Origin of the sequence: Delftia sp. WY8 (assembly GCF_018437695.1) — a bacterium.
GTDB lineage: Bacteria > Pseudomonadota > Gammaproteobacteria > Burkholderiales > Burkholderiaceae_C > Comamonas > Comamonas tsuruhatensis.
The window spans coordinates 883,465-908,503 of sequence record NZ_CP049795.1; the positions used below are offsets into that span (position 1 = coordinate 883,465).

Here is a 25,039-nt window from a genome sequence, read left to right on the forward strand (position 1 = left end):
AGCCGGCCAGCCGATCAGATCGTGCGGCCGAAGGGGCCATCATCGCCCACCTGCACCATCTTGCGGCCACGCGCCGGCTTGGCAGCCGTGCCGACTTCCGGCGCCGACCCGGCCTTGCGGGCCGCTGCGGGGCGCTTGGCCGGCGCCTTGACGGCAGCAGCCTTCACGGCCTTTTTGGCAGCGGGCTTTGCCGCAGCCTTGGCAGCCGGCTTGGCCGCCGCCTTGGCCGCTGCGGATTTTCCGGCCACAGACTTGCCGGCAGCCGGCACCTTGCGGGCAGGAGCGGCCTGGGCCACGCAGTCGGCGTAGTAGCGCACCTCGCCGTCCGCGTCCTCCAGCTCCACCAGGCCGTGGATGTCGGTCTCGAAGCCAGGGCACTCCTTGGCGAACTCACGCGCGAACAGCAGGTAATCCACGATCTTGCGGTTGAACACCTCGCCGGGGATCAGCAGCGGAATGCCGGGCGGGTACGGCGTGACCAGGCCCACGGTGATGCGGCCTTCCAGGTGGTCGATCTCCACGCGCTCGGTCTTGCGGTGCGCGATGTGGGCGTAGGCATCGCTGGGCTTCATCGCGGGCTTGAGGTCCGACAGATACATCTCGGTCGTCAGGCGGGCGATGTCGTACTTGGCGTACAGCTCGTGCACGTGCTGGCACAGGTCGCGCAGGCCCATGCGCTCGTAGCGGCGGTGCTGCTGGCAGAACTCGGGCAGGATGCGTGCCAGCGGCTGGTTGCGGTCGTAGTCGTCCTTGAACTGCTGCAGCGCCGTCAGCATGGTGTTCCAGCGGCCCTTGGTGATGCCGATGGTGAACATGATGAAGAACGAGTACAGGCCCGTCTTCTCCACCACCACGCCGTGCTCGGCCAGGTACTTGGTCACGATGGAGGCCGGGATGCCCGTGTCCGAGAAATCGCCGTCCAGGTCCAGGCCCGGCGTCACGATGGTGGACTTGATCGGGTCCAGCATGTTGAAGCCGTCGGCCAGTTCGCCAAAGCCGTGCCAGTTGTCGAACTCCTTGCCGTTCTTGGCCTTGGAGCGCTTGGGCGCCGCGTCCTGGCCGCGGATGATCCAGTCCTGGGCCGAGCCGACGCCTTCATCGGCCAGTTTCTCGGGACCCCAGACCTCGAACCACCAGTCGTCGTCGCCGAACTCGTCTTCGACCTTGCGCATGGCACGGCGGAAGTCCAGCGCCTCCAGAATCGACTCTTCCACCAGGGCCGTGCCGCCGGGCGGCTCCATCATCGCGGCGGCCACGTCGCAGCTGGCGATGATGCTGTACTGGGGGCTGGTCGAGGTGTGCATCAGGTACGCCTCGTTGAACAGGTGGTGGTCCAGCTTTTCGGTCTGGCTGTCCTGCACCAGCACATGCGATGCCTGGCTGATGCCGGCCAGCAGCTTGTGGATGGACTGCGTGGCATACACCACCGAGTGCTTGGGGCGCGCGCGCTTCTTGCCCATGGCGTGGTAGCTGCCATAGAACGGGTGGAAGGCCGCGTGCGGCAGCCAGGCCTCATCGAAGTGCAGGTTGGCCACATAGCCGTCCAGCATGCTCTTGATGGTCTCGGTGTTGTAGAGCACGCCGTCGTAGGTGGACTGCGTCAGCGTCAGCACGCGCGGCTTGACCGTCTTGGCATCCACGCCCTTGAGCAGCGGATTGGCCGCGATCTTGGCCTGGATGGACTCCACCGAGAACTCGCTTTGCGGGATCGGGCCGATGATGCCGAAGTGGTTGCGCGTGGGCTTGAGGAACACCGGAATCGCACCCGTCATGATGATGGAGTGCAGGATGGACTTGTGGCAGTTGCGGTCCACCACGACCACGTCGCCGGGCGCCACGGCGTGGTGCCAGACGATCTTGTTCGACGTGGACGTGCCGTTGGTCACGAAATAGCAGTGATCGGCATTGAAGATGCGCGCGGCATTGCGCTCGCTCTCGCCGATGGCGCCGTTGTGGTCCAGCAATTGGCCCAGTTCCTCCACCGCGTTGCACACGTCGGCGCGCAGCATGTTCTCGCCGTAGAACTGGTGGTACATCTGGCCCACGGGGCTCTTGAGGAAGGCCACGCCGCCCGAGTGTCCGGGGCAGTGCCAGCTGTAGGAGCCGTCTTCCGCATAGTCCAGCAGCGCCTTGAAGAACGGCGGCTGCACGCCTTCCAGGTAGCTCTTGGCCTCGCGGATGATGTGCTTGGCCACGAACTCCGGCGTGTCCTCGAACATGTGGATGAAGCCGTGCAGCTCGCGCAGGATGTCGTTGGGCAGGTGGCGGCTGGTCTTGGTCTCGCCGTAGATGTAGATCGGCACATCGGCGTTCTTGCGGCGCACTTCGCCGATGAAGCTGCGCAGGCTGTGGATCACGGGATCGCTTTCGCCACCCAGCGAGAACTCCTCGTCATCGATGGACAGGATGAAGGCACTGGCCCGGCTTTGCTGCTGCGCGAACTGCGACAGGTCGCCGTAGCTGGTCACCCCCAGCACCTCGAAACCTTCTTGCTCGATGGCCTGTGCCAGGGCGCGGATGCCCAGGCCCGAGGTGTTCTCGGAACGGTAGTCCTCGTCGATGATGACGATGGGAAAGCGAAACTTCATGGGGGCAGCCTCCGTAACCTGAGCGGGCCTAAAAAACGAAACAGGCGCGAAGTGTAAGGAATATCCTTATTGCGCCTTTGAAGCGTGCGGCTTTTCACCCAGAATGTGGTGCACTAAACACAAGCAACCGTCATAAACAGGGAGTCTGGGAATGGAATATTCCACCATCTGGTGGCTCGTCGCCGGCGCATTGGTCATCGCCGAATTGCTGACCGGCAGCTTCTATCTGCTGATGCTGGCACTGGGCGCCATCGTCGGCGCGCTGTGCGCCCACATGGGCCTGGCGCCCATTGCCCAGCTCGTCATTGCCGCCGTGCTCGGCAGCGCCTTCGTACTGGCCTGCTACCTGGTGCGCCGGCGCCTGCCCAGCCGCCAGCCCGCCTCCAGCAACCGCGACGTCAACCTCGATGTCGGCGAATCCGTCATGGTCGAGCAATGGAACTCCGACGGCACGGCCCAGGTCCGCTACCGCGGCGCCCAATGGACCGTGATCAGCCGTCCGGGCAACCTGCCCTCTGCCGGCATGCACCGCGTGGCCGAGGTCGTCGGCAACCGGCTGCTGGTGGACAAACTCTGATTGCCCATCCCCACGCCCGCGCTTCACGGCGCGGGCATCTGCATCGGGCATAGTGGCAGGCACCATCCGCCAGCCGTCCCGCCGCCCTCTTGTTTCACCGAACGCCCCTCCGGGGCCTGGAGACACCATGGAAATCGCCATCGTCATTCTGGTCATCGCGGCCATCTTCATCGCACGGTCCATCAAGGTCGTGCCCCAGCAGCACGCCTGGGTCAAGGAACGCCTCGGCAAGTACGCCGGCACGCTCACGCCCGGCCTGAACTTCCTCGTGCCCTTCGTGGACCGCGTGGCCTACAAGCACAGCCTCAAGGAAATCCCGCTGGACGTGCCCAGCCAGGTCTGCATCACGCGCGACAACACCCAGCTGCAGGTGGATGGCATCCTCTACTTCCAGGTCACCGATCCCATGCGCGCCAGCTACGGCTCGTCCAACTACATCATGGCCGTCACCCAGCTGGCCCAGACCTCGCTGCGTTCCGTGATCGGCAAGCTCGAACTGGACAAGACCTTCGAGGAGCGCGACATGATCAACGCCCAGGTGGTCTCCGCCATCGACGAGGCCGCGCTCAACTGGGGCGTGAAGGTGCTGCGCTATGAAATCAAGGACCTGACGCCGCCGGCCGAAATCCTGCGCTCCATGCAGGCCCAGATCACGGCCGAGCGCGAAAAGCGCGCCCTGATCGCAGCCTCCGAAGGCCGCCGCCAGGAACAGATCAACATCGCCACGGGCGAGCGCGAAGCCTTCATCGCCCGCTCCGAAGGCGAGAAGCAGGCCGTCATCAACAAGGCCCAGGGCGAGGCCGAGTCCATCAAGGCGGTCGCAGACGCCACGGCCCAGGCCATCGAACGCGTGGCCAACGCCATCCGCCAGCCCGGTGGCGAGCAGGCCGTGCAGCTCAAGGTCGCCGAAAAGGCCGTCGAGGCCTATGGCCAGGTTGCCTCTGACGCCACCACCACGCTGATCGTGCCCAGCAACATGACCGAAGTCTCCAGCCTGATCACCTCGGCCATGAAGATGATCCAGACCGGCCAGCGCACCAGCTGAGAGCCGCCGCCACGCCATGAACAACGGGCCATCGCGGCCCGTTTTTCATTGCAGCGGTGTTGTGCGGATCAGGCGGGTGCGCCCACCTGCTGCACCAGGCCCATGGCGAAGCGCCCATGGCCCACGGACCAGTCCGAGTAGTCGTTCTCATGCATGAAGATGAACACGTCGGCCGGCGCCACCCCCGCCCCTTCATGCAGATTGCGCGCAATGGCCGCATACAAGGCCTTCTTCATCGCATCGCTGCGCCCGCGCCGCATGGTGATCTCGACCACCACCACGGCATCCGAACGCGCCACCCCGTTGAAACTGCGGCTGAACGCGAACTGCCCGGGAGCGTACGGGTGCACCATGTTGAACAGTTCGTCCTCGGGCATGCCGATGCCCTCCACCAGGGCGCGGTGAATGCCCTGCACGGCGGCATCGCGCTGGGAAGTGGAGGTGGACTGGGGCAGATAGGTGTGGACGAAGGGCATGGTGCTATGTGCTTTGGGATCGAATGGAGATGGAAAGTCCGGCCAGAATCCACGCAGGAATTGCCGGCCGAAGCGGCAAATCTACCGACCGGCCCATGGCCTGAAAAGCGATGATTCGGCCGGTTCTATGTACCTGGAACTCACATAGCCTCCACCCGCCCCGTGACCCGACCCATGACCCGACCCATGACCCGCCGCCTGCCCCCGCTGGCCGCCCTGCGCGCCTTTGAAGCCGCCGCACGCCTGGGCCGCATGACGGCGGCGGCGGACGAGCTGTGCGTCTCGCCCGGCGCCGTCAGCCGCCAGGTCAGGCAGCTGGAGCAGCACCTGGGCCTGCCGCTGTTCGCAGGCACCAAGGCCCGCCCCACGCTCACTGCGGCAGCGCGCACCCTGCAGCCGGCGCTGACCCAGGCCTTCGAGCAGATCCATGAGGCGGTGCGCAGCCTGGGCGACGCCCACGAAGGCCCTCTGGACGTGGCCTGCTTCAGCACCTTCACCGTCAAATGGCTGATCCCCCGGCTGTTCGACTTTCACGCGCACCACCCCGGCATCGAGGTGCGCCTGCGCACCACCGACACCGGCACCGACGCTGCACGCGAAGGCTGCGACCTGCTCATCACGGCCATCACGCACGACAGCGGCGAGGCCCTTGCAGACAACGAGACGTCCCTGCCTCTTTTCGCCGAATACCTGGGCCCGGTGATGTCCCCGGCCATGGCAGGACGCCTCCAGCAGCCTGAAGACCTGGCCAGCCTCCCCTTGCTGCACACGCGCGGCCGGCGCAACGCCTGGGACCTGTGGGCCGCCTCCATGGACATGGCCCAGCCCGCAGCGGCCGGCCCCGTCTACGAGCACTACTACTTCACGCTGGAAGCGGCGCTGCGCGGCCTGGGCGCGGCCGTCGCCCCCTGGCACCTGGTGATGGACGACGTGCAGGCCGGTCGCCTGCTGGCGCCCTTCGGCTTCACGGCCTCCGGCTACCGCTACCTGGCGCTGCGCCGCAGCACTGCGGTGCAGACCCGGCTCGACATCTTCTGCAACTGGCTGCAGGCGCAGGCACGGGCCATGCCCGAAGCGCCAGCCGTCCAGGGCATATCGATCACGCATGCAGGAAACTTCGCGGCCACCCCAAAAAATCGATGCTAGAATCGCGGTCTTCGGAGAGGTGGATGAGCGGTTTAAGTCGCACGCCTGGAAAGCGTGTGTGGGCTAATCCCCACCGCGGGTTCGAATCCCGCCCTCTCCGCCAGACATGGCGCCAAGCCAGTGAAAAAGCCCTGACGACGTTGGTCCCAGGGCTTTTTTTCGTCCACCCGATGCCTGCACGGCCGCACGCGGCGATGATGGCCCTCGATCAAGGGGGCAATGACAGGGTGTTACAGCAGCGCCCCTCTGCGCTGATAGATTGCCCGGTTAAGTCATTGCACCCGGAACGAGATGAAACCAAAAATCAACTTTATCGAGAGGGAGCGCCTCTTTCGCCGCGAGCTGAAGCGGCGCGGCGTCAAGTTCCTGCCCATGCAGGTACTGCGCCGGCTGTTCGAGAAGGCTGGTGTCTGAGGCCGTCTCAGGATCTCGCGGCTTTCCAGGGGCTCAAGCCTTCCCGAGCTGATGAAGCAGCTGGCGTAGATCGTCCTGCGAATAGGGCTTGGCCAGCCGCGTCATTCCTGGTGGCAGTGCCGGTATGTCGGCAAAGCCGCTGGCCAGGATGAAGTTCAGGCCCGGGTATCGCGCGGCAATATGCCGGGCCAGCTCCACGCCGTTCATGCCGGGCATGGCGTAGTCGGAGATGACCACGTCGAAGCGCGCCTGCCGCGCAAGCAGGTCGATGGCCTCCTGCCCGGCGCCCAGGGTCGTGACGCGGTGGCCCAGGTCTTCCAGCAGGGCCGAGGCATTGGCCCTCACCAGCGGGTCGTCATCCACCAGCAGCACATCCAGGGGCCCCACGTCCTGCACGCTTTGCCCGCCCAGATGGCAGGCCGTGCTTTCGTCCTTGGAGACGGGCATCCACATCTCCACCGTGGTGCCGCTGCCCAGGGCGCTGTGCAGCACGAGCTTGCCGCCGGACTGGGCCACCAGCCCGTCCACCATGGCCAGGCCCAGGCCGGTGCCCTTGCCCACGCCCTTGGTGGTGAAGAAGGGCTCGACCACATGCGAGAGTGTCTGTTCGTCCATGCCCTCGCCGGTGTCCACCACGCGCACGCAGACATACGAGCCCGAGGCCAGGCCCGCAAGCTGGCGCGGCAGCGTGGTTTCCACGGCCGCCGTGATCTTGATGACGCCGCCGCCCGGCATGGCATCGCGCGCATTGGCAACCAGGCTGAGGATGCTGCTCTCGAACTGGCTGGGGTCGGTGGCGATGCGCGGCAGGTCTGAGGCCAGGGCCATCTTCAGAAAGATATGCGGGCCAGCCGTCTGCTGCAGCAGGCCTTGCATCCCGGTCAGCAGCACAGCGACGTCCACGGCCTGCGTCTTCAATTCCTGCTGCCGCGCAAAGGCCATCATGCGCTGGGTCAGCGAGGCACCGCGCTGTGCGCCGCGCGTGGCGATCTCCACCAGCGAACGCAGGCGATCGTCGGGCGGCATGCGCTTGCGCAGCAATTCCAGGCTGCTGAGCACGGCCATCAGCAGATTGTTGAAATCATGGGCCACCCCGCCCGTGAAGCGGCCGATGGCCTCCATCTTCAAGGCCTGGCGCAGCTGGGCCTCGGCAGCCTTGCGCTCCGTCACATCACGCGTGACCTTGGCAAAACCGATCAGCTGGCCCTCGTCGTAGATGGCATCGATCACGACCGATGCCCAAAAACGCGAGCCGTCCTTGCGCACGCGCAGGCCTTCGGCCTCCATGCGGCCGGTGCTGACGGCCGTGCGCAGTCCCGCCTGTGGCAGCCCCGCCTGCTGGTCCTCTGGTGTGTAAAAGCGCGAGAAATGGGTATGGAGGACCTCGTCCTCTTCATAGCCCTTGATGCGCTTGGCACCCAGGTTCCAGCTGACGATGCGGCCCTCGGGATCCAGCATGTAGATCGCACAGTCGGTCACGCTCTGCACCAGCAAGGCAAAGCTGCGCTCGGCGCTGGAAAGAGGGCTGGACCGGGAAGGCACGGCCAGAGCCTGCGATGCCCCGGACGGGGGTGCATCCGCCTCGCGCACACTCAGCAGCAGGGCCAGGCTGCCATCGCCGAGCCGTACGCGCGAGCTGCATGAGGCCACGGGCCGCTCGCGTCCCGTGCAGGTCAGCAAGGGCCAGCGGCTGGCCTGCCGTGGGGCGCCTGCGGGCTCGCACTGGCTGTTGAACCAGCCTGCGCGCCCGCTGCTGGCGACGAAGCGGTCCTCGAAAACACTGCCCTCCAGGGCATCGCCGGAATGCTCCAGCAGGCTCAACGCATGGCGGTTGCAGCGCGCCAGGCGTCCATCGAGTCCGACGACGAAGACTGCGTCCGGAAAGGCCTCCAAAGCAGCAAGGCCCGGATCAAGGGGGAGTTGTGCGTCGGAGCCTGCAGGGGCCGGCGCCAGACCAGTCGAGGTCAGCATGTGAACGACTCCGTAGGCAAATGGGTTGAACGAGCCGGAAAAATTGTAAGCACCACGGGTTCATCGCAAGCGGTTGCATCACAGAATCAGGGACGAGCCTCCTGCTCGTGCCCGGCAATTGCGGGCGAACGCGCAGCCTGGAGGTCCGGCTCGGCATGCAAGGCCTCGCTGAGCTGGTCCACCACCAGCGCCCAGGTCGCATCGGCATGCCACTGCTGCGAGAACAGGGCACGTTGCGCGTCGGTCCAGAACGGTGCATCCACCAGCAGCGTGTCCTTTTCCAGCCGGTGCGAGAGGATGAACTGCTTGATGCCCTCCGGACTGGAGTCCAGCCCCAGCTGGTCGAAGAGATTGGTCATGGTGGGTTCGGCTGTGATCATGGGGGTCCTTGTTGTGACGGGGTTGGCTCAAGGCTAGAAGCTCGGCCGGCGGCACCATGTCGGACACTGAAGCAAGCTGCCGTCGGCGGCCCTTCTGCGAGTGGGCCGCAGCGCCCGCGCCGTGCAAAGCCCTGCTCCTACACGGTTGCCTCGGCGGTCCGGCGCACCATGCAGCCATCTCATCACAGGACATTGCATTCCATGAAGAAACTGCTGCTTGCCACCGCCATTTCCTTCGCAGCTGCCGCTGCCCTGTCACCCGTCCATGCCCAGGTGGGCAAGGCCGCCTCCGAAGCCGCCGACGCTGCAGACCACAAGGTGAAGGAAAAGCAGGCCGACGCCAAGGCCAAGGACAGCGGGCCGGTCGGCAAGGCCGTGAACAACGTCAAGTCGGACTACCACCACAAGCGCTCCAAGCAGTCGGCAGAGAACGCCAAGGAATCGCTGAAGAAGGCGACCGAGTAGACGGCAACGCCCGGATAGACCAAGGCCCACTCGCGTGGGCCTTTGTCTTTTGGAGAAGCCCGGCCATGCCGGGCGCAGCCTCAGAAGCTGTGCCGCAGCGCCAACATCACACTGCGCGGCGCACCGGGCAGGTTCAGGTCGGGGCTGGTGCCGTGGGCGGACACGATGCAGCAAGCAACTCAGGGCAGCGGCGCGCGCATTCCCGTCAGGCCCGGCATCACTTCCCGCATGGCCGCAATGAAGGCGCGCAGCCGCGCCGGCTGGTGGCGCGCGGGTGGGTAGACCAGATGCACGGGCAGCGGCGCCGCCTGCCAGTCGGGCGCCAGATGCACCAGGCGGCCGGCCTCCAGACCCTCGCGCACGATCCAGGCCGAGGCCAGGGCCGCGCCCAGTCCGCCCAGGGCGGCGTTGCGCAGCGCATAAAGGCTGTCGGTGCTGAGCCGGGGCTCGAACTGCAGGCGCCAGGATTTGCAGACCCGCTCATCGCCCACGCGGTGCAGCTCCAGCTCGCGCTGGTAGAAGGTGCGCAGCGCAATCCAGGGCAGGCCCTGCAGTTCGCGCGGGTGCTGGGGCACGCTGCCCTGCCCCAGCAAGGCAGGCGCGGCCACGGCAATGCGCGGCACCTCGGCCACGCGCAGCGCAATCACCGAAGGGTCGACCACGGTGCCGACCTGCACGGCGCAGTCGATGCCTTCGGCAATGAAGTCCGGCTGGCGGTCATGCAGCAGCCATTCGACCTTGACGGCCGGATGGCGGTCCAGAAACGCCAGCAGCGGCGCCATGAGCTGGTCCTGGCCAAAGGCGTGGGGCGCGACCACGCGCAGCAGGCCGCGCGGCGTGTCCTGGGCGCCGCGCAGGTCGGACTCCAGCGCGTGCCATGCCTCCAGCAGCTCGCGCGCATGCTCCAGGCAGCGCTGGCCGTCGTCGGTCAGCGCCATGGCGTGGGTGGAGCGCCGCAGCAGGCGCAGGCCCAGCGCGCGCTCCAGCGTCTGCAGGCGCCGGCTGACCGTGGGCTGGGTGGTGGACATCTGCTGCGCAGCGGCCGAAAGACTGCCGCTTTCGACGATGCGCACAAAGGTCTGCAACAGCTCGATGCGGTCAGTGCCAGAAGGCAGGGGAAGGTCGGCAAGGGTCATACGCCAAGCGTATATCGATTCTGCAGGCGCAGCCACTACCGTGGTGTGCTGCGCCGCACCACACTACGGCCATCGCTTTTCAACTGCGCCTGACAGGCGCCTCAACATGTCTTCTATTCAATCTACGCATATGCAAACCGCTGCGGGCGCGCAGGGCGCCGGCGTGCCGGCATCGCTGGTGCTGCTGATGGCGACCACGGCGGGCGTGGGCGTGGCCTCGCTCTACTACAGCCAGCCCATGCTGGGGGTGCTCGGCCCCGACCTGGGCGCAGGCGAACGCGCCGTGGGCTTTGTGCCCACGCTGACCCAGCTGGGCTATGCGCTGGGCATTTTGCTGCTGGCACCGCTGGGCGACCGCATGGACCGCCGGCGCATCATCCTGGCCAAGACCGCCGCGCTGATGCTGGCCCTGCTGGCCAGCGGGCTGGCTCCGGGCCTGGCGCCGCTGCTGGCTGCCAGCCTGGCCGTGGGCCTGGCCGCCACCCTGGCGCAGGACGTGGTACCGGCCGCCGCCACGCTGGCGCCCGAGCACCAGCGCGGCAAGGTGGTGGGCACGGTGATGACGGGGCTGCTGCTGGGCATCTTGCTGTCGCGCGTGGTCAGCGGCCTGCTGGCCGAGCATGGGGGCTGGCGCAGCGTCTACCTGCTGGCCGCCGCTGCCATGGCACTGCTGGGGGTGGCCCTGTGGCGCGGGCTGCCCAGTTTCAAACCCACCACGCAACTGCGCTATGGCGCGCTGCTGGGCTCCATGGTGCAGCTGTGGCGCAGCCAGCCTGCGCTGCGCCGCGCGGCACTGGCACAGGGCCTGCTGTCGGTGGCCTTCAGCGCGTTCTGGTCCACGCTGGCCGTGATGCTGCACCAGCAGTTCCACATGGGCAGCGCCGCTGCCGGCGCCCTGGGCCTGGCGGGTGCGGCCGGTGCGCTGGCCGCCCCGCTGGCAGGCCGGCTGGCCGACCGCAGCGGCCCGCAGCGCGTGACCTGCCTGGGTGCGGGCCTGGCCCTGGCATCGTTCGCCGTGCTGGCACTGTCGCCCTGGCTGCCGGCCGGCGCACAGCTGCCACTGCTGGTGGCCAGCGCCATCGGTTTCGACTTCGGCATCCAGGCCACGCTGGTGGCGCACCAGACCCTGGTGTATGGCCTGGAGCCTGCCGCGCGCAGCCGGCTCAATGCGCTGCTGTTCACGGGCGTGTTCATCGGCATGGCCTCGGGCTCCGCGCTGGGCGCTCTGGCCCTGGCGCAATGGGGCTGGGGCGGCGTGGTAGCCCTGGCCTGCGCGGCATCGGCGGCAGCGCTGGGCGTGCGGCTGGCCGGCCGCCAGCACTGAAGCTGGCAGGCCGGGCCGTTGGCGGGCCTGCCAGCCTATGTCCTGGCCTATGCCCCGGCCTGCAGACGCGCCGCGCGCTGCGCCAGCCGCTGCTGCTGCGAGGCACGCAGGGCAGCGATCTGCGCCAGGATCTGCTGCTGCTTTTCCATCAGGCGCTGCGTGTGCACGCCATGCGCATCCCCCGCCAGGCCCTGGGCGATGCAGGCCAGCGCGCGCGCCGGGTCGCCGCACTGCTGCCAGGTGTAGGCCAGGTTGAGCTGGGTGCGGGCATCGCGCGGGTCTATGCGCTCGGCCTGCAGGTAGGCGTCATGCGCGGCAGCAAACTGCTCCTGGCAGAACAGGCAGTCGCCCAGCACGTTCCACAGCCAGGTGCTGAGCCAGGGGTTGAGCTCCAGCGCGCTGCGCGCCAGCTCGATGCCTGCCGCAAAGTCCCGCAGCTGCAGGCCCACGAACTCCGCCACCTCGCCCAGCAGGCGCCAGTCGCGCGGGCTGCGGGTGATGGCCTGGCGGTAGCTTTCCAGCGCGGCGTCCTGCCGGCCCGACTCCAGGTGCGTGCGGGCCTCATGGGCCGGGGCCTCGAAGAACTGCTGCGCGTCGGCGCTGAAGCGGTTGAGAAAGGCGGCCGCCGTGCGCTCGCAGCCCTCGCCGATCAGCAGCCGCGCATGGATGGCCCTTTGCGCATCGCCCGAAGGCGCCAGCACCTGCCACCCCTCGCGCCCGAACAATTGCGCCAGCAGCGGGAAGTTCAGGCCGATGGCGCTGGTGCGGCCAAAGCGCTGGGAGGCGCCCGACTGGGCCGCCGCCTCGGGCGTGCAGGCGCCGTAGTCGTTGATGAGCACCAGGCCCTTGGGCGCCAGCCGCTGCTGCAGCGTCTGCAGCGCGCCGAAGGCGCCGTGGTTGACCAGCAGGCGTGTCGCGTCCTGGCTGACGGACAGGGCGGCATCCACCCAGGGCGACAGTGCCGCGTCGCCGCAGTCGAAAAATCCCGTCTCCTGCTCGAACAGGCCCACCAGGGGCAGCAGGCGCGCGCGCTCGGCCGCATCCGCGTGATCCACCAGGGCGCGGATCTCATGCGGCGACAGCGCGGTGTACTGGCGCACGAGCTGGGCATCGTCCGTCAGGCGGGTGCGTATGCGCAGCTCCTGCACCGGCCCGCCGTTCTGGCGCCGCACGACGGTGGCGGGCAGCACATCCAGCACGTAGTTGCAGAACACGGCATGCAGCGGCGGCAGCGGCACCGTGCTGCCGTCGTGCAGCCGAACGGCCTCGGGGTGCATGGCGTCGCAGCAGCCTGCCACGACCTGGCCGCCAAACTCGGCAAACAGGCCGCGCTCGTGCCACTGCGCAACGGTGCGCGGCGAGCCGTCTGTCACGTAGCAGACCAGCCGCTGGTCGAAATCACGCCCTTCCTGCTGGCACAGGTGCCGGAAGGCCTGCAGGAACATGCGCGCGAACAGGCCGCAGCCCGCGCCCAGCTCCAGCACGGCAATCGTGCCCTGCGGCGCCGTGTCCGCGCAGTGATGGAACAGCAGGGCCGCCGCATCTTCGGAGAGACGGCCGCTGTTGTTGACCACGTAGGGCACCTCGTTCTCGGCAAAGGTCAACAGGCCCGCCTGCGCCCAATGCAGATGGCCCAGCTCCCACTCGATGCTTTCGGTGATGGGCCGAAAGTCCTGCAGCAGTTGCGAGGCGACGCGCACACCGGACAGCACGTCCTGCGGCGCACGGACCGCAGCGGGCGGCCCGGTGGGCGCACCGGCAGAGGCGGAAAGGGACAGGGAAATGGGCATGGACATGGGCAAGGGCACGCGCAGCGCGGCCTCGCCCTTCGAATAGTCGGTTCTCAAGATGCTTTCTCCGGGAGATGCACGGCAGTGGCGCCTGCTCGCGCGGCAGGCGGCAGACGTCCGGCCGGGCTCAGGGCACGGGTGCCCACTTGGACCAGTTCAGGTCGGCCTGCTCGAAATCGGCCTTGAGCATGCGGCGCATGGCGGCCACCTCGTCCTGGGTGATCTGCGTTTCCTTCACCTGCTTGCCCGTGGCCAGGGTGCGGGCCTTGGCCAGATCGGCCTTGGTCACGGAGGCCGTTCCGGCCCAGATGGACTTGGCCGAACCCACGGTGACCCAGTGCTTGCCCTGGGACTGCAGGTCGGCCTGGTAGGCGGATTTCCAGCGCATGTTGTTCTGCGAAACGGCATTGAGCAGCTTGGCCAGCGAGCGCTGGTTGCTCACGCCTTCCTGGGCGAAGGCCTGGAGGTGCACGCGCTCGAACTTCAGCGGCAGCAGGCCCTGCTTGGCGGCCAGGCGGTCGCGCTCATCCCACCAGCGCGCGGCATCGGCCGCTTTGGCGGTATGCAGCTGGTTGAGCCAGTCGGCATCGGTGACGATGCTGCCGTCGCCCTTGACCCACTGGAAGCGCTTGAAGCCGATGTCGGCCGCCCGGCCGAAGTTGTGGTTGCTCTCGCCGGGGCCGGCCTTGGTCTGGGTCTCTGCCGCCTGCTGGGCAAAGGTGCGGCGGCGGCCGGTGGGCGTGATCCACAGCGCGATCTTGTGCGTGTCGTACATCTGCTGCACCAGGCTGGCCAGCTTGGCGCGGAAGGTGGGCTCGTACTCCGCATCGTTGGCAATGGCGGCCTTGCTGGTGGCCGCATCCTGGGCCTTGGCCTCGATATACACCGTCTTGGAGTTGTTCGCGGAGCGCATGTTCTGGTGCGATGCGGGCAGCATGGCGCTGAGCTTGGCCACCGTGGCGCCACCGGCTGCCGCCAGGCCCAGTGCCTCCTTGGCGCCACCGGCCTGCGGCTGGCCGGGCGCGGCCTTGGCCGCCACCAGCTTGTGGTCGTTCTGGAAACGCTCCAGCGCGGCGCGCGTCTGCGCGCCGTAGCTGCCGTCGTAGTCCACGCCCAGATAGGGTGCATTCTTGGCGTCCTTCACCACGCGCAGCATGGCCTGCAGCAGGGCCACGTCATGGACCTGGTTGCTGCCGCCCTCGCCTACGCTGTCCTTGATGTCTGGCATGTGTCTTCCCTCTTTGCGGTTGTCGGTGTCACGCGCTGCTCGGGCTCAGCGGGCGGGATCGGTCTTGCGGTCAGGTTTCCGGCCGGGCGCCTGTTCCGCCTTCGGCAGCAGATGCGCCAAAGGCACCGTGCGCGGCTGCAGCCTGGCCGAGCAGGCACGCAGCCGCAGCGATTCGGCATGCGCCTGTGCCATATCCGCGGCCACCTGCACCAGGGCGTGATGCGGCGCAGCTCCTGCGGGGCGCGTGAGCACCACGGCATAGCCTCCCAGGCAGTCGGCCTGCTGCGCGCGCGCTGCACGCGCGGCGGCCACGCCGGCATAGCGCGCAGCCACCACGGCCTGCACGGCAGCCGGCGGCGCCGATGCCTGTTCGGCAAACGCCTGCCGGCCTGCGTTCCAGCGCAGGCTGCGGGTCTCGATCTGGTCGGGGGCGTCGTCCTGCGGTGAGTCATAGCGCACCAGCAGCACCGGGATCCGGCCCGTGGGCGCCAGCACCCAGCTTTGGTAGCTGCCTGGAGGCTCTTCGTACTGCCAGGCCAGATGCGGTCCCTGGGCCGTGGCGACATAGAGCGCATGGCGGCGCTTGGGATGGTCGAAGCCGCCCATCTGCGTGACCAGCAAGGCGCGCGCCCCGCCTTGCACGCCGGGCAGGCGCAAGGTCCGCGCCGCGGCGGTGACCGTGCCTTCTTCCTCGCCGGTCGTCCAGACGCGCGCGCGCCGCGCGGCCTCGGACAAGGGATCGCCCGCGCCGTACAGCGGATCGGATGGCGCCAGCTGGGCCTGCCCTCTTGAAGCAGGCCAGGCCAGCGCCGCTGGCTTGCCTTGCTCCATACCGGCACGCACCAGCCTCAGTTCGAAGGGACAGGCCGACTCCGTGCAGGCAGGCAGGGACAACTCATAGGCAGGCGCCCCCTTGGCCGTGCCGGACGGCAGGCTTTCCAGCACCTGCCGCTGCAGCCCGGCAGCGAACGCCGTCGTACCCAGCAGCGCCACAAGCCCGAAGGCCAGTGCGGGCAATACCGGCGTCTGGCGAAATGAAGAATCGGCGCGCATTGAGTGGGAAGCCATGGTGATAGCGAGTTCCTATGATTTGCCAGACGGAAATCCGTTACTGCTGCATTTCATCGGCGCAGGCATTTTCCACAAGCTCCCATTCGATGTCTGTTGCAAAATGCATCCAACGCCGCATGAAGGAAATTCGTCCCCCGCAATGCCTCCCGGACCCCGTGCAAATACCGATTCATTGGCGGTGTTTTTTCAATAAACATCAACAATATCAATAGCTTGCACCAACACAGATGGGCAATGAAAATACCATCTTGTACACATGAAAAATGTCGCCACAGGTGGACGGTCCGCACCGGAGATTCACACCGCATTCCGGCACCTTCCATTTACACGAACTCCATTACATTTTCCACCCTGAAAATCAGTGGATGACCACCAGGCGCATGCATTGAACCCATCGCAAATCCGTCCCATGTCACGGTATTGCCTGCCGTCACTACCCGCCTGTCCGCGCCCGGACAGGCAACACCCGGCATTGCCACGGTTGCACTGCAGGCCCTGAGTGGGGCAACCATCGCCGCACGGGCCAGCGCAGCCGGCACCAGTTTCTTACCGTGGACGCCCGAAATCACTGCTACAATCGAGGGCTTCGGAGAGGTGGATGAGCGGTTTAAGTCGCACGCCTGGAAAGCGTGTGTGGGCTAATCCCCACCGCGGGTTCGAATCCCGCCCTCTCCGCCATACACCCAGCAAAACGGGCCCCTACACGGGGCCCGTTTTCGTTTCCGGGCCTGCGTTCGGCCCGGGTCCTGCCCCGCGCAGCCTCGCGCCGTATCCACCCGGCAGGCCGTCAGCGCATCAGGGAAAGTCACAGGCTGCACCTGCCGCTCAAGCCTTGCGCAGACCCCTGCCTGGGCATGCAATACGCAGGTGTCCGACAGGCACAGCCTTGTTTCAGTGATGTACTAGCTGCAACAAAGCATCCAGGCGCGCAGCTTTGTGCAACCGCAGGGCGGCGCGAACAAGCATTCAGGCCCAGCCGCAAGAGGCTTGCAGGGTGAGCGATCCGACGGAGGTTCCAAATGGAAAGCAATGTCACAAAATCCCTTCAAGTCCTCTTAATTTCCGTCAATTTCACTCAATTGACGATAGTTTTCAATCAGAGACGCCAAGCCGATCGAAAAAGCCAAAAACCCGACGTATATTCCACACCGCCTTGCAGCCTGCCCGGCCCGCCCTCGGGCTGAGACGGCCCCCGCTCTCCGGGCGCGGAGCACCAGAACAACGCAGGAGCGAAGAGCACAAGAAGACGCAAAGGGGTTGGCATGAAAATTCTTTCGTTTTTCGGGACCCGTCCCGAGGCCATCAAGATGGCGCCGCTGGTGACGGCCCTGTCGCAGACGCGCGGCATCGAAAGCGTGGTGTGCGTGACGGGTCAGCATCGCCAGATGCTGGACCAGGTGATGGAGCTGTTCGGCCTGCAGGCCCGGCACGACCTGGCCGTCATGCAACCCAGCCAGACACTCAACGGCCTGTTCTCCCGCGTGGTGGCGGGCGCCGACGGCGTGCTGGAGCAGGAAAAGCCCGACTACGTGCTCGTGCACGGCGACACCAGCACGGCCACGGCCTGTGCGCTGGCAGCATTTCACCGGCGCATTCCCGTGGGCCATGTGGAAGCCGGCCTGCGCACGGGGGATCTGGCCCAGCCCTTTCCCGAGGAAATGAACCGCCGCGTGGTCGATGTGGTCAGCCAGTGGATGTTCGCGCCCACGCCCACGTCGCGTGCCAACCTGCTGCGCGAGAACCTGCAGGGCCGCATCGCCGTGACCGGCAATACCGTCATCGATGCGCTGGCCACGCTGTGCGACCGGCTCGATGCCCGGCCCGAGCTCGCCCGCGACATTGCCGGGCGCCATCCCTGGGTGGACGCGCAGCGCCCGCTGCTGCTGGTCACGGGCCACCGGCGCGAGAACTTCGGCGAAGGCTTCCAGAACATCTGCGCCGCGCTGGCCGAGCTGGCGCGGCGCCATCCGGACCTGCTCATCGTCTACCCGGTGCACTTCAATCCTGCCGTGCGCGAGGTGGTCATGCGTACGCTGGGCGGCATGGACAACATCCGCCTCATCGATCCGCTGGACTATGTGGACTTCGTCTGGTTCATGCAGCGGGCCCGCATCATCCTGACCGATTCCGGCGGAGTGCAGGAGGAAGCACCCTACCTGGGCAAGCCCGTGCTGGTGATGCGCGATGTGACCGAGGGGCCCGAGGCCGTATCGGCCGGCACCGTGCTGCTGGTGGGCACGCAGCGCGCGCGCATCGTGGCCGAGGTGAACCGCCTGCTGACCGATGAAGGCCACCGCACCTCGTTCGCGCGCCGCATCAATCCCTATGGCGACGGACGGGCCTCGCAGCGCATCGTACGGGCCTTGCTGGGACAGCCCTTCGAGGAGTTTGCCGCCGGACCGGCAGGCATCCTCGCCACCATGGGCAAGGGCCTGGCGCCGGCCTGAAGGCCGCCAGTCCCAACGCAACGGCAGCCGCCCTGCAGCAACTGAACGTGTCACGAATCGCGTCACGAACCGAGCACCGAAGTGAAAAAGAGGCCCCCCATGCAACCGACCATCCACCGCCATTCGTTTTCCCGCACCGGGGCCCGCTGGGCGCTGGGTTCGCTGCTGGGCCTGGGCGCCCTGTTCGCCCAGACGGCATCCGCCTCGGCGCTGGGTGACGCCATACGGCAGCTGGGCGCCAGCGACGGGCTGCAGCGCAGCGTCACGCTCAAGGAGCTGGGCATTGTCGACCCGGTCGTGCTGGCCGGCACGGCCACCCAGGACTTCTACCTGCCCGTGCCGCGCGGCCTGCCTCTGGGCGATGCCAGCATCGCCTTCGATGGCCGCTACCTGAAGGGAGAGCCGGGGACCTCGACCGTGGTGATCTCGCTCAACGGTACGCCGGCCGTATCCCAGACCGTGCCGGACGGCGAAGGCACGCTGCAGCGCAACCTGCCCGTGGCCCAGCCTGCGCGCGCCAGCGACTTCGTGCGCCTGGGCGTGAACTGGCGCAACCGCAACAACAGCCAGCAGCGCTGCGACGAAAACCACTCCCTCGCCAACTCGCTGACCATCTCGCCGCAGACACGCCTGAGCTACCGCGTGGACCCGCGCGATGTGCGCACCATCGAGGATGTCTGGAACACCCTGCCCGTGCGCACCACCGTGCTGGTGTCGGGCAGGCAGCTGGAGCAGGCCTCGTTCGACAGCGCCTGGCGCATCGGTGCCAGCCTGCAGCGCAACAACAGGCGCATGCAGGTACGGGCCCTTCCTGCCGTGGGCGAGGTGATCGACCTGCGCGGCCTGGAGGTTCCCGCCGCCCTGGCCGGCGTGCCCGCCTTTGCCGCGCTGCGGGGCGCCGAGCCCCAGCACAAGCTGGCCAGTGACGCCGAACTGGGCGCGCTGCTCATGCTGGGGGCCGCCCAGGTCAGCGGCGACATCGTGGTGGCCGACAAGGCACTGCAGCAGCGCCTGACCGCCGCCTTCGCAGCCCTGCAGGCCCAGCTGGCGACCGACCCCGATGCGGGCCAGGCGCTGCAGCAATGGCGTGCCCGCCGCGCGCCGCTGGCCAGCGAGGCGCTGGCCTCGCAGCAACTGCGTGCCTTGCCCATGGGCCGCCAGATGGTGCTGGCCGTGGCCTCCGATGCGGGTGCGCGCGTGGCCGGCCTGCAGGAGGCCGCCCTGCAGCGCCTGCTGGTCAGCGACAACGTGACGGTGGCTGCGGCCCAGCCCCCGCAATGGGACGAGGCCAAGGGCATCCGCCTGTCCAGCCTGGGCGGCAGTCCCGACAGCTTCGACGTGCTGTCGCGCGGCGAGTGGACGATGAACTTCCCGCTGAGCGCCGTCGCCTCGCAGGGCCGGATGCCGGGCGAGATCACGCTGTACGTGGCCGCAGCCCCCGGCGCCTCGGCCACGCGCCCCGTGGCCACGCTGTTCTGGAACGGCATGCTGCTGTCGGCCCGCCAGCTGGACGCCAACGGCCAGCCCGAGCGCCTGCGCGCCCGCGTGCCCGGCTACGCGCTGGGCATCAACAACACCTTGCGCGTGTCGGTGCAGCGCCAGCCCTACTCGGCCGACTGCAACGAGATTCCCCAGCCCTATCCCGCCAGCGTGCTGCCGGCCATCAGCTATGTGACGCCCGGCAAGGCCGAGCCCAACGGCAGCTTCATCGGCCTGCTGCCCCTGCTGGGCGCCAGGTCGCAGCTGCTGGTGCCTGCCAGCTAACTGTCGGCCGCGCCGGCCGCGCTGGAGCGCATGGCCAACCTGGCAGCAGCTAGCGGCCTGTCGGCCTCGCAGGCCGAGCTGGTCGTGGCCCAGGCCGATGCACCCGCCAAGCCTTCCATGCCCTTCGTGGCCATGGAGGTGCCGGTGGAGGGCGCCAAGCCCCTGGTGACGGTCACGGACGGTCAGCAGCTGCGCATTCGCGGCAAGTCGCTGGACTGGCTGGACATCAAGGGGCTGAAACAGCTGTCCTCGGCCGAAGTGGTCACTGCCGGCGGCCAGCAGGGCGTGCTGTGGCGTGCCATCGGCGAGTGGACTGGCGGCCTGGGCGAGCCCTTCCTGCTCAATCGCGGCAACATCGCCGTGATCGGCGGTGACGGCCCGCTGGCCTGGGTGGACAGCAGCAACCCCGATGCCGGCATTCCGTCCGGTCCGCGCGAAGGCGCCTTCCACGAATGGCGCAACTTCCTGTCCTGGAGCGTGCCCGGCATCGCCATTGCGCTGGTCGTGGTGGTGCTGCTGGTGCTGCTGGCCTGGGCGGTGGCGCGCAGCAAGCAGCCCAGGCACTGAGCCGGGCCCGAGCCACGATGACGACGGCATGAGGCGATCACCATGATCTCTTCCCTCTACTGGCCCTACCTGGTGGCCGACTACTACCACGCGCTGGAGATCACCAGCGCCGTGGTGGCCGTCGTCATCCTGCTGTCCAGCATCGATGACCTGTTCATCGACGCCTGGTACTGGGTGCGCGAGGCCTGGCGCGCGCTGACCGTCAAGCGCCGCTACCAGCCGCTCAAGGCACAGCAGTTGCAGGAGGTCGAGGAAAAGCCGCTGGCCATCATGGTGCCGGCCTGGCTGGAGTACGACGTGATCGCGCCCATGCTCGAGAGCATGGTGGGCACGCTGGACTACAAGAACTACATGATCTTCGTGGGCACCTACCGCAATGACGAGCGCACCAAGAACGAGGTGGAGCGCATGCGCCGGCGCTACCGCCAGCTGGTCCGCGTGGAGGTGCCGCATGACGGCCCCACCTGCAAGGCCGACTGCCTCAACTGGATCGTGCAGGCCATCTTCCAGCAGAACACGCTGCAGCCCGAGCCCTTTGCCGGCGTGATCCTGCACGACAGCGAGGACGTGCTGCACCCGCTGGAGCTCAAGTACTACAACTACCTGCTGCCGCGCATGGACTTCATCCAGCTGCCCGTGACCTCCCTGGAGCGCGAGTGGTACGAGCTGGTGGCCGGCACCTACATGGACGAATTCGCCGAATGGCACACCAAGGACCTGGTGGTGCGCGAGAGCATGTCGCACATGGTGCCCTCGGCCGGCGTGGGTACCTGCTTTTCGCGCAAGGCGATGGAGGAGCTGGCGGCCGAGACCCACAACCAGCCCTTCAACACCGACACCCTGACCGAGGACTACGACATCGGCGCTCGGCTGGCGCGCCGGGGCATGAAGCAGATCTTCGGCAAGTTCCCCGTGGACTACGTGATACGGCGCAAGCCGCTGTTCGGCCTGGGCAAGGAAAAGGTGTCCACGCTGACCATGCCGCTGGGCATACGCGAGTTCTTTCCCAACACCTTCAAGACCGCCTACCGGCAAAAGGCGCGCTGGACGCTGGGCATCGGCCTGCAGGGCTGGAGCCAGGTCGGCTGGGCCGGGCCGCTGTCCACCAAGTACCTGCTGTTCCGCGACCGCAAAGGGCTGGTGACCTCCTTCGTGGCCATCCTGGCCTATCTGCTGCTGCTGAACTTCCTGGTCTTCCTGCTGGCCGACCACATGGGCTGGTGGACGGTCTACTACCCCTCCCTGTTCGCCCCCAATGGCTGGCTGGTGACGCTGATGAGCATCAACGTTGTCGCCCTGCTGCTGCGCGTGGTGCAGCGCGCCTGGTTCGTCTCGCGCCTGTACGGCTGGGAGCACGCCTTGCTGTCCGTCCCGCGCATGGTGATCGGCAACTTCATCAATGCCATGGCAGCGGCGCGCGCCTGGAAGCTGTTCATCGTCCACCTGGTCACGGGCAAGCGCCTGGCCTGGGACAAGACCATGCACGACTTCCCCTCCACAGACCAGTTGGTGCACCAGCGCCAGCGCCTGGGCGAGCTGCTGCTGTCCTGGCAGGCCATCGACGAAACCCGGCTGGCCAGCGCGCTGGAGATCCAGCGGCGCGAACGCCGCCCGCTGGGCGCCATCCTCATGGAGCAAGGCTGGCTCGACGAGGCCACGCTGCGCGAGGCCATCAGCTTCCAGCAGGGGGAGCCCACCGATCCCCCGGCACATCCCGGCTTGGCCGCAACAGGCAATCCAAGCACACCAAGGGCCGGCATATGAAGCGTCTCGCACCCCTCGTTCGCCCACTCACCCTGGCCGCCCTGCTGGGCGCCGGCTGGAACGCGCCGCCGGCCTGGCCGCAGGCCGCAGCAGCCGTCAAGGCCGAGGCGCCGCTCAGGGGCCGCGCATGGCAGCTGGCCAACCAGGCCTATGCCCATTACCAGGCCGGCCGCTTTGCGCGGGCCGCCAGCGCCGCCGCATCGGCCATACAGCTGCGTCCCGACCTGTTGCGCCTGCGCATGCTGCTGATCTACTCGCTGCAAAGGCAGGGCAAGAACGAGGAAGCGCTCAAGGCCATCGCCTCGGCCCGCGCCGCCGGGCTGGACGAGGCCACGCTGCAGCAGGCCGAGACGAATGTGCGCGCCGCTGCGGCAGGCGGGGCCGCCGCAGGTGGCGGCGCGGCCACGGCCTCCGAGGCCTACAACAAGGCCTTTCCCATCGCCACCGAGGCCTACGCCGACTACAACGCCAGGAACTACGCAGACAGCGCGCGCAAGGCCGAGCAGGCCTTTCGCCTGGACCCCACGCAAGGCCAATGGGCATTGCTGTGGATTGGTGCGCTGGAAGCCCAGGACCAGTTGGGCGCCGCCATCGAGGCCGCAGATGCCGCCCTGTCCCTGGAGCCTCCCAACAAAAGCGACCTGGTGGCCAAGCGCCAGACCCTGCGCCGCAGCCAGGCCGTGCTGCCCGCGCAAAAGGCCTACCAGGCGCTGATCGCCAACAACCCGGCGCAGGCCGTGCCCTTTGCACGCGAGGCCGTGGCGCTGGCGCCGGGAACGGCATCGCACCGCTTGCTGCTGATCACCTCGCTCATGCTGGCCGAGCAGCTGCCCGACGCGGAAAAGGCTGCCGACGAGGCACTGGCGCAGGACAACGAGGACACGGCCGCCCTGGGCATGCGCGGCTACATACGCCAGCGCCAGGGCAAGACCACGCTGGCCAACGAGGACTTCGACGACGTGCTCAAGCAGGACTGGCTGGACGAAAAGCAATCGGCCAACCTGCGCCTGATCGCGGCCGACGCAGCCCTGGCTGCGGGCGACGCGGCACGCGCCCGCGCGCTGCTGGCGCCCATGCCGGCGCAGGATGAATCCGTGGCCCGCCGCCTCAAGCAAGCCGATGGACTGCGCCCGGGCCGCGACACGCCCATGGTGGCCGATACGCGCGGTGCCTCGCAGACCCTGGCCATGGCCGACTACCCGCCGCCGCTGCAGGACTGCCGCGACACGCCCTACGGAACGGTCTGCGAGCTGCAGCCCTCCGATGCCCAGGGCGCAGGCGGCCCCAGCGCCCAGGCCTATGCGGCCTACGCGCGCCAGGACTACAAGGCCGCCATCGAACATGCGCAAACGGCCGTGGAGCAGGACCCCGACAACGAGCAGCTGCAAAAGCTGCTGACCACCACGCTGGCCGCAGGCAACCGCGACCAGCAGGGCCAGGCCCTGCTGCGGCTGGACAAGTCCCTGTCCCTCACCCCCAACGACGCCCAGCTGCTGATGCAGCGCGGCTACCTGTACTCGCGCCAGGAAGAGCCGGCCAAGGCGCTGCAGGATTTTCGTGCCGCCCGCGCCACGGGCGAGGCGCCTGCGGGCGCCATGCTGGACGAGGGCTATGCCCTGGCCGGCACCGGCGACAGCCGGGGCGCCGTGCGCACCTTCAAGCAAGCCATCGACCTGGACGATGCCGGCACCGCCAAGCTGACGCCGGGGCAGCGCGAGAACGCGCGCAGCGCCGTCTCCGGCTACTCGCGCGAATGGGGCGCCATCGTCTCCCTGGGCTACCGGGGCGCGCGGCCTGCGGGGCGCGCATTCTCGGACGGCATCCTCACCCAGGCCGGCGACGCCGTCTTCGGCACGGCGGAGGCCTACTGGCGCCCGTCCAACTTCCTCAACTCATCGACGCGCATCTTCGATGTCTACGGACGGCTGGGCAGCACCTTGCATGACGGGGGCGGCACCACGCTGGGCCAAAGCGCCATCGACCCCTGCACGGGCCTGCCCATCAATGTGCAGGCAGGCGACAACCGCGGCATCTCGGGCCTGCCCACCACCACGGGCTCGCTGGGCATGCGCTTCACGCCGTCCACCAAGTACGCGCTGACCTTTGGCATAGAGCGCCAGTTCAACATCGGCTCCGCCACGCGCTCGGGCTTCATCACGCCTGAATCGCCCCAGCTGCGCTGCCTGATGAGCGGGCGCGATCCGCTCAACCCCACGGGCCCGGCACTGGGCAATCCCATCTCGGCCAAGTACAGCGCGGGCGCTGGCCAGGGCGGCTGGCTGGCCTATGTCACCCACGGCTTCTACGAAGGCACGGGCCGGCGCACGGACCGCTCCAGCTGGTTCACCATGGAAGGCTACAGCCAGGCCGGCTATGCCAACCAGAGCATGGCCTCGCGCTTCACGCTGACAGACCAGACCAATGGCGCCGTGGTGGGCGACGGCTCGGGGCGCTACAAGCGCGAGCAATGGTTCTTCTCCACCGAGTCCCGCATCGGGCGCAGCTTCCGCGCCGACGGCATCAACCAGGGCCTGGTGATCTTCCCGTTCGGCGTGGTCGCGGCCGACTGGATCAAACAGAGGAACCGCGTGCAAGTGCGTTCCCTGCAGGCCGCCCCTGGCGCCACGCCCACCGCAGCCCAATTGGCCGCCCAGCAGGGACAGACCCTGGCCCTGCAAGGCAACGGCAGCAGCTGGTCGGCCAGCGCCGGCGTGGGCATCAGCCTGCGCCAATGGTTCCGCGAAAGCCACTACAGCACGGCCCAGTCCTATCTGGACTGGTCCATGCAGTACCGCTTCAACATCGGCGGCGGCCAGGCCGACCGCGCCAAGGGCCTGTTCATGACGCTGACGCTGTCCTATTGAAAGCCCCGCCCCGCCGCCACCA

Annotated in this window: 17 protein-coding genes, 2 tRNA genes and 1 pseudogene; 12 read left to right on the plus strand and 8 right to left on the minus strand. The window is 67.7% G+C overall.

Going from position 1 to position 25,039, the window contains the following annotated elements:
- Positions 1-14 precede the first annotated feature (14 nt).
- Positions 15-2,588 (minus strand): arginine/lysine/ornithine decarboxylase, encoded by a 2,574-nt coding sequence (locus tag G4D77_RS03905; protein WP_016452397.1) that lies wholly within the window; start codon positions 2,586-2,588, stop codon positions 15-17.
- Between the two features lie 151 nt (positions 2,589-2,739).
- Between G4D77_RS03905 and G4D77_RS03910 the strand changes: the two genes are divergently transcribed.
- Together G4D77_RS03910 and G4D77_RS03915 are read left to right on the plus strand one after the other, a co-directional pair.
- Positions 2,740-3,165 carry an NfeD family protein gene (locus G4D77_RS03910; RefSeq protein WP_016448906.1) on the plus strand — a complete coding sequence of 142 codons (426 nt, stop codon included), beginning with the start codon at positions 2,740-2,742 and terminating at the stop codon, positions 3,163-3,165.
- A 127-nt stretch (positions 3,166-3,292) separates the two neighbouring features.
- Entirely contained in the window at positions 3,293-4,210 is a 918-nt protein-coding gene (locus G4D77_RS03915; RefSeq protein ID WP_016448907.1) for an SPFH domain-containing protein, read from the plus strand.
- Between the two features lie 68 nt (positions 4,211-4,278).
- On the opposite strand, the gene G4D77_RS03920 is transcribed toward G4D77_RS03915, so the two are convergent.
- Complete coding sequence (locus tag G4D77_RS03920; protein WP_074924276.1) at positions 4,279-4,686, minus strand: tautomerase family protein; 408 nt, start codon at positions 4,684-4,686, stop codon at positions 4,279-4,281.
- 186 nt (positions 4,687-4,872) lie between these two features.
- On the opposite strand from G4D77_RS03920, the gene G4D77_RS03925 reads away from it, so the two are divergent.
- The 3 genes from G4D77_RS03925 to G4D77_RS30980 all read left to right on the plus strand — a co-directional run bounded on the left by G4D77_RS03925 (position 4,873) and on the right by G4D77_RS30980 (position 6,246).
- Complete coding sequence (locus tag G4D77_RS03925; RefSeq protein ID WP_154834657.1) at positions 4,873-5,832, plus strand: LysR substrate-binding domain-containing protein; 960 nt, start codon at positions 4,873-4,875, stop codon at positions 5,830-5,832.
- Between the two features lie 13 nt (positions 5,833-5,845).
- Positions 5,846-5,935 (plus strand) — tRNA-Ser (locus tag G4D77_RS03930).
- A 188-nt stretch (positions 5,936-6,123) separates the two neighbouring features.
- Positions 6,124-6,246 (plus strand): hypothetical protein, encoded by a 123-nt coding sequence (locus tag G4D77_RS30980; RefSeq protein ID WP_016448910.1) that lies wholly within the window; start codon positions 6,124-6,126, stop codon positions 6,244-6,246.
- A 33-nt stretch (positions 6,247-6,279) separates the two neighbouring features.
- Here the strand turns inward: G4D77_RS30980 and G4D77_RS03935 are convergent, their stop codons facing one another.
- Positions 6,280-8,217 (minus strand): hybrid sensor histidine kinase/response regulator, encoded by a 1,938-nt coding sequence (locus G4D77_RS03935; protein WP_154834658.1) that lies wholly within the window; start codon positions 8,215-8,217, stop codon positions 6,280-6,282.
- 86 nt (positions 8,218-8,303) lie between these two features.
- Positions 8,304-8,597: a DUF2789 domain-containing protein gene (locus G4D77_RS03940; RefSeq protein WP_016448912.1), complete on the minus strand. Its 294-nt coding sequence runs from the start codon at positions 8,595-8,597 to the stop codon at positions 8,304-8,306.
- 201 nt (positions 8,598-8,798) lie between these two features.
- On the opposite strand from G4D77_RS03940, the gene G4D77_RS03945 reads away from it, so the two are divergent.
- Positions 8,799-9,062: a hypothetical protein gene (locus G4D77_RS03945; RefSeq protein ID WP_016448913.1), complete on the plus strand. Its 264-nt coding sequence runs from the start codon at positions 8,799-8,801 to the stop codon at positions 9,060-9,062.
- A 179-nt stretch (positions 9,063-9,241) separates the two neighbouring features.
- On the opposite strand, the gene G4D77_RS03950 is transcribed toward G4D77_RS03945, so the two are convergent.
- On the minus strand, positions 9,242-10,198 hold the full coding sequence (locus G4D77_RS03950) for a LysR family transcriptional regulator (protein WP_154834659.1): 957 nt from the start codon (positions 10,196-10,198) through the stop codon (positions 9,242-9,244).
- A 106-nt stretch (positions 10,199-10,304) separates the two neighbouring features.
- Between G4D77_RS03950 and G4D77_RS03955 the strand changes: the two genes are divergently transcribed.
- Entirely contained in the window at positions 10,305-11,522 is a 1,218-nt protein-coding gene (locus G4D77_RS03955) for an MFS transporter (protein WP_154834660.1), read from the plus strand.
- A 47-nt stretch (positions 11,523-11,569) separates the two neighbouring features.
- On the opposite strand, the gene G4D77_RS03960 is transcribed toward G4D77_RS03955, so the two are convergent.
- The 3 genes from G4D77_RS03960 to G4D77_RS03970 form a co-directional block, all read right to left on the minus strand.
- Entirely contained in the window at positions 11,570-13,369 is a 1,800-nt protein-coding gene (locus tag G4D77_RS03960; RefSeq protein ID WP_154834661.1) for an SAM-dependent methyltransferase, read from the minus strand.
- A 70-nt stretch (positions 13,370-13,439) separates the two neighbouring features.
- Positions 13,440-14,540 (minus strand): M15 family metallopeptidase domain-containing protein, encoded by a 1,101-nt coding sequence (locus G4D77_RS03965; RefSeq protein ID WP_017406684.1) that lies wholly within the window; start codon positions 14,538-14,540, stop codon positions 13,440-13,442.
- Positions 14,541-14,585: 45 nt separating this feature from the next.
- Positions 14,586-15,608 (minus strand): hypothetical protein, encoded by a 1,023-nt coding sequence (locus G4D77_RS03970; RefSeq protein WP_227740787.1) that lies wholly within the window; start codon positions 15,606-15,608, stop codon positions 14,586-14,588.
- Between the two features lie 591 nt (positions 15,609-16,199).
- Here G4D77_RS03970 and G4D77_RS03975 point away from each other — a divergent pair.
- The 5 genes and pseudogenes from G4D77_RS03975 to G4D77_RS03995 all read left to right on the plus strand — a co-directional run bounded on the left by G4D77_RS03975 (position 16,200) and on the right by G4D77_RS03995 (position 25,017).
- Positions 16,200-16,289, plus strand: a tRNA-Ser gene (locus tag G4D77_RS03975).
- Positions 16,290-16,873: 584 nt separating this feature from the next.
- A complete protein-coding gene (gene wecB, locus G4D77_RS03980) occupies positions 16,874-18,058 on the plus strand; it encodes a non-hydrolyzing UDP-N-acetylglucosamine 2-epimerase (protein WP_154834662.1) in 1,185 nt (394 codons plus the stop codon).
- Between the two features lie 99 nt (positions 18,059-18,157).
- Positions 18,158-20,389 (plus strand): annotated as a pseudogene (locus G4D77_RS03985) (hypothetical protein).
- 42 nt (positions 20,390-20,431) lie between these two features.
- Positions 20,432-22,153, plus strand: a complete 1,722-nt coding sequence (locus G4D77_RS03990) for a glycosyl transferase family protein (RefSeq protein WP_213757902.1) — start codon at positions 20,432-20,434, stop codon at positions 22,151-22,153.
- On the plus strand, positions 22,150-25,017 hold the full coding sequence (locus tag G4D77_RS03995; protein ID WP_154834663.1) for an NfrA family protein: 2,868 nt from the start codon (positions 22,150-22,152) through the stop codon (positions 25,015-25,017). Before G4D77_RS03990 ends, G4D77_RS03995 begins: the two co-directional genes overlap by 4 nt.
- Positions 25,018-25,039 lie beyond the last annotated feature (22 nt).

Bases quoted from the DNA above. Each gene is read 5' to 3' on its own strand.
- wecB (WP_154834662.1), top strand. From the start codon at position 16,874: ATGAAAATTCTTTCGTTTTTCGGGACCCGTCCCGAGGCCATCAAGATG.
- G4D77_RS03925 (WP_154834657.1), top strand. From the start codon at position 4,873: ATGACCCGCCGCCTGCCCCCGCTGGCCGCCCTGCGCGCCTTTGAAGCC.
- G4D77_RS03920 (WP_074924276.1), bottom strand. From the start codon at position 4,686: ATGCCCTTCGTCCACACCTATCTGCCCCAGTCCACCTCCACTTCCCAG.
- G4D77_RS03940 (WP_016448912.1), bottom strand. From the start codon at position 8,597: ATGATCACAGCCGAACCCACCATGACCAATCTCTTCGACCAGCTGGGG.
- G4D77_RS03955 (WP_154834660.1), top strand. From the start codon at position 10,305: ATGTCTTCTATTCAATCTACGCATATGCAAACCGCTGCGGGCGCGCAG.
- G4D77_RS03950 (WP_154834659.1), bottom strand. From the start codon at position 10,198: ATGACCCTTGCCGACCTTCCCCTGCCTTCTGGCACTGACCGCATCGAG.
- G4D77_RS03990 (WP_213757902.1), top strand. From the start codon at position 20,432: ATGATCTCTTCCCTCTACTGGCCCTACCTGGTGGCCGACTACTACCAC.
- G4D77_RS03910 (WP_016448906.1), top strand. From the start codon at position 2,740: ATGGAATATTCCACCATCTGGTGGCTCGTCGCCGGCGCATTGGTCATC.
- G4D77_RS03905 (WP_016452397.1), bottom strand. From the start codon at position 2,588: ATGAAGTTTCGCTTTCCCATCGTCATCATCGACGAGGACTACCGTTCC.
- G4D77_RS30980 (WP_016448910.1), top strand. From the start codon at position 6,124: ATGAAACCAAAAATCAACTTTATCGAGAGGGAGCGCCTCTTTCGCCGC.
- G4D77_RS03935 (WP_154834658.1), bottom strand. From the start codon at position 8,217: ATGCTGACCTCGACTGGTCTGGCGCCGGCCCCTGCAGGCTCCGACGCA.
- G4D77_RS03995 (WP_154834663.1), top strand. From the start codon at position 22,150: ATGAAGCGTCTCGCACCCCTCGTTCGCCCACTCACCCTGGCCGCCCTG.
- G4D77_RS03945 (WP_016448913.1), top strand. From the start codon at position 8,799: ATGAAGAAACTGCTGCTTGCCACCGCCATTTCCTTCGCAGCTGCCGCT.
- G4D77_RS03965 (WP_017406684.1), bottom strand. From the start codon at position 14,540: ATGCCAGACATCAAGGACAGCGTAGGCGAGGGCGGCAGCAACCAGGTC.
- G4D77_RS03915 (WP_016448907.1), top strand. From the start codon at position 3,293: ATGGAAATCGCCATCGTCATTCTGGTCATCGCGGCCATCTTCATCGCA.
- G4D77_RS03970 (WP_227740787.1), bottom strand. From the start codon at position 15,608: ATGGCTTCCCACTCAATGCGCGCCGATTCTTCATTTCGCCAGACGCCG.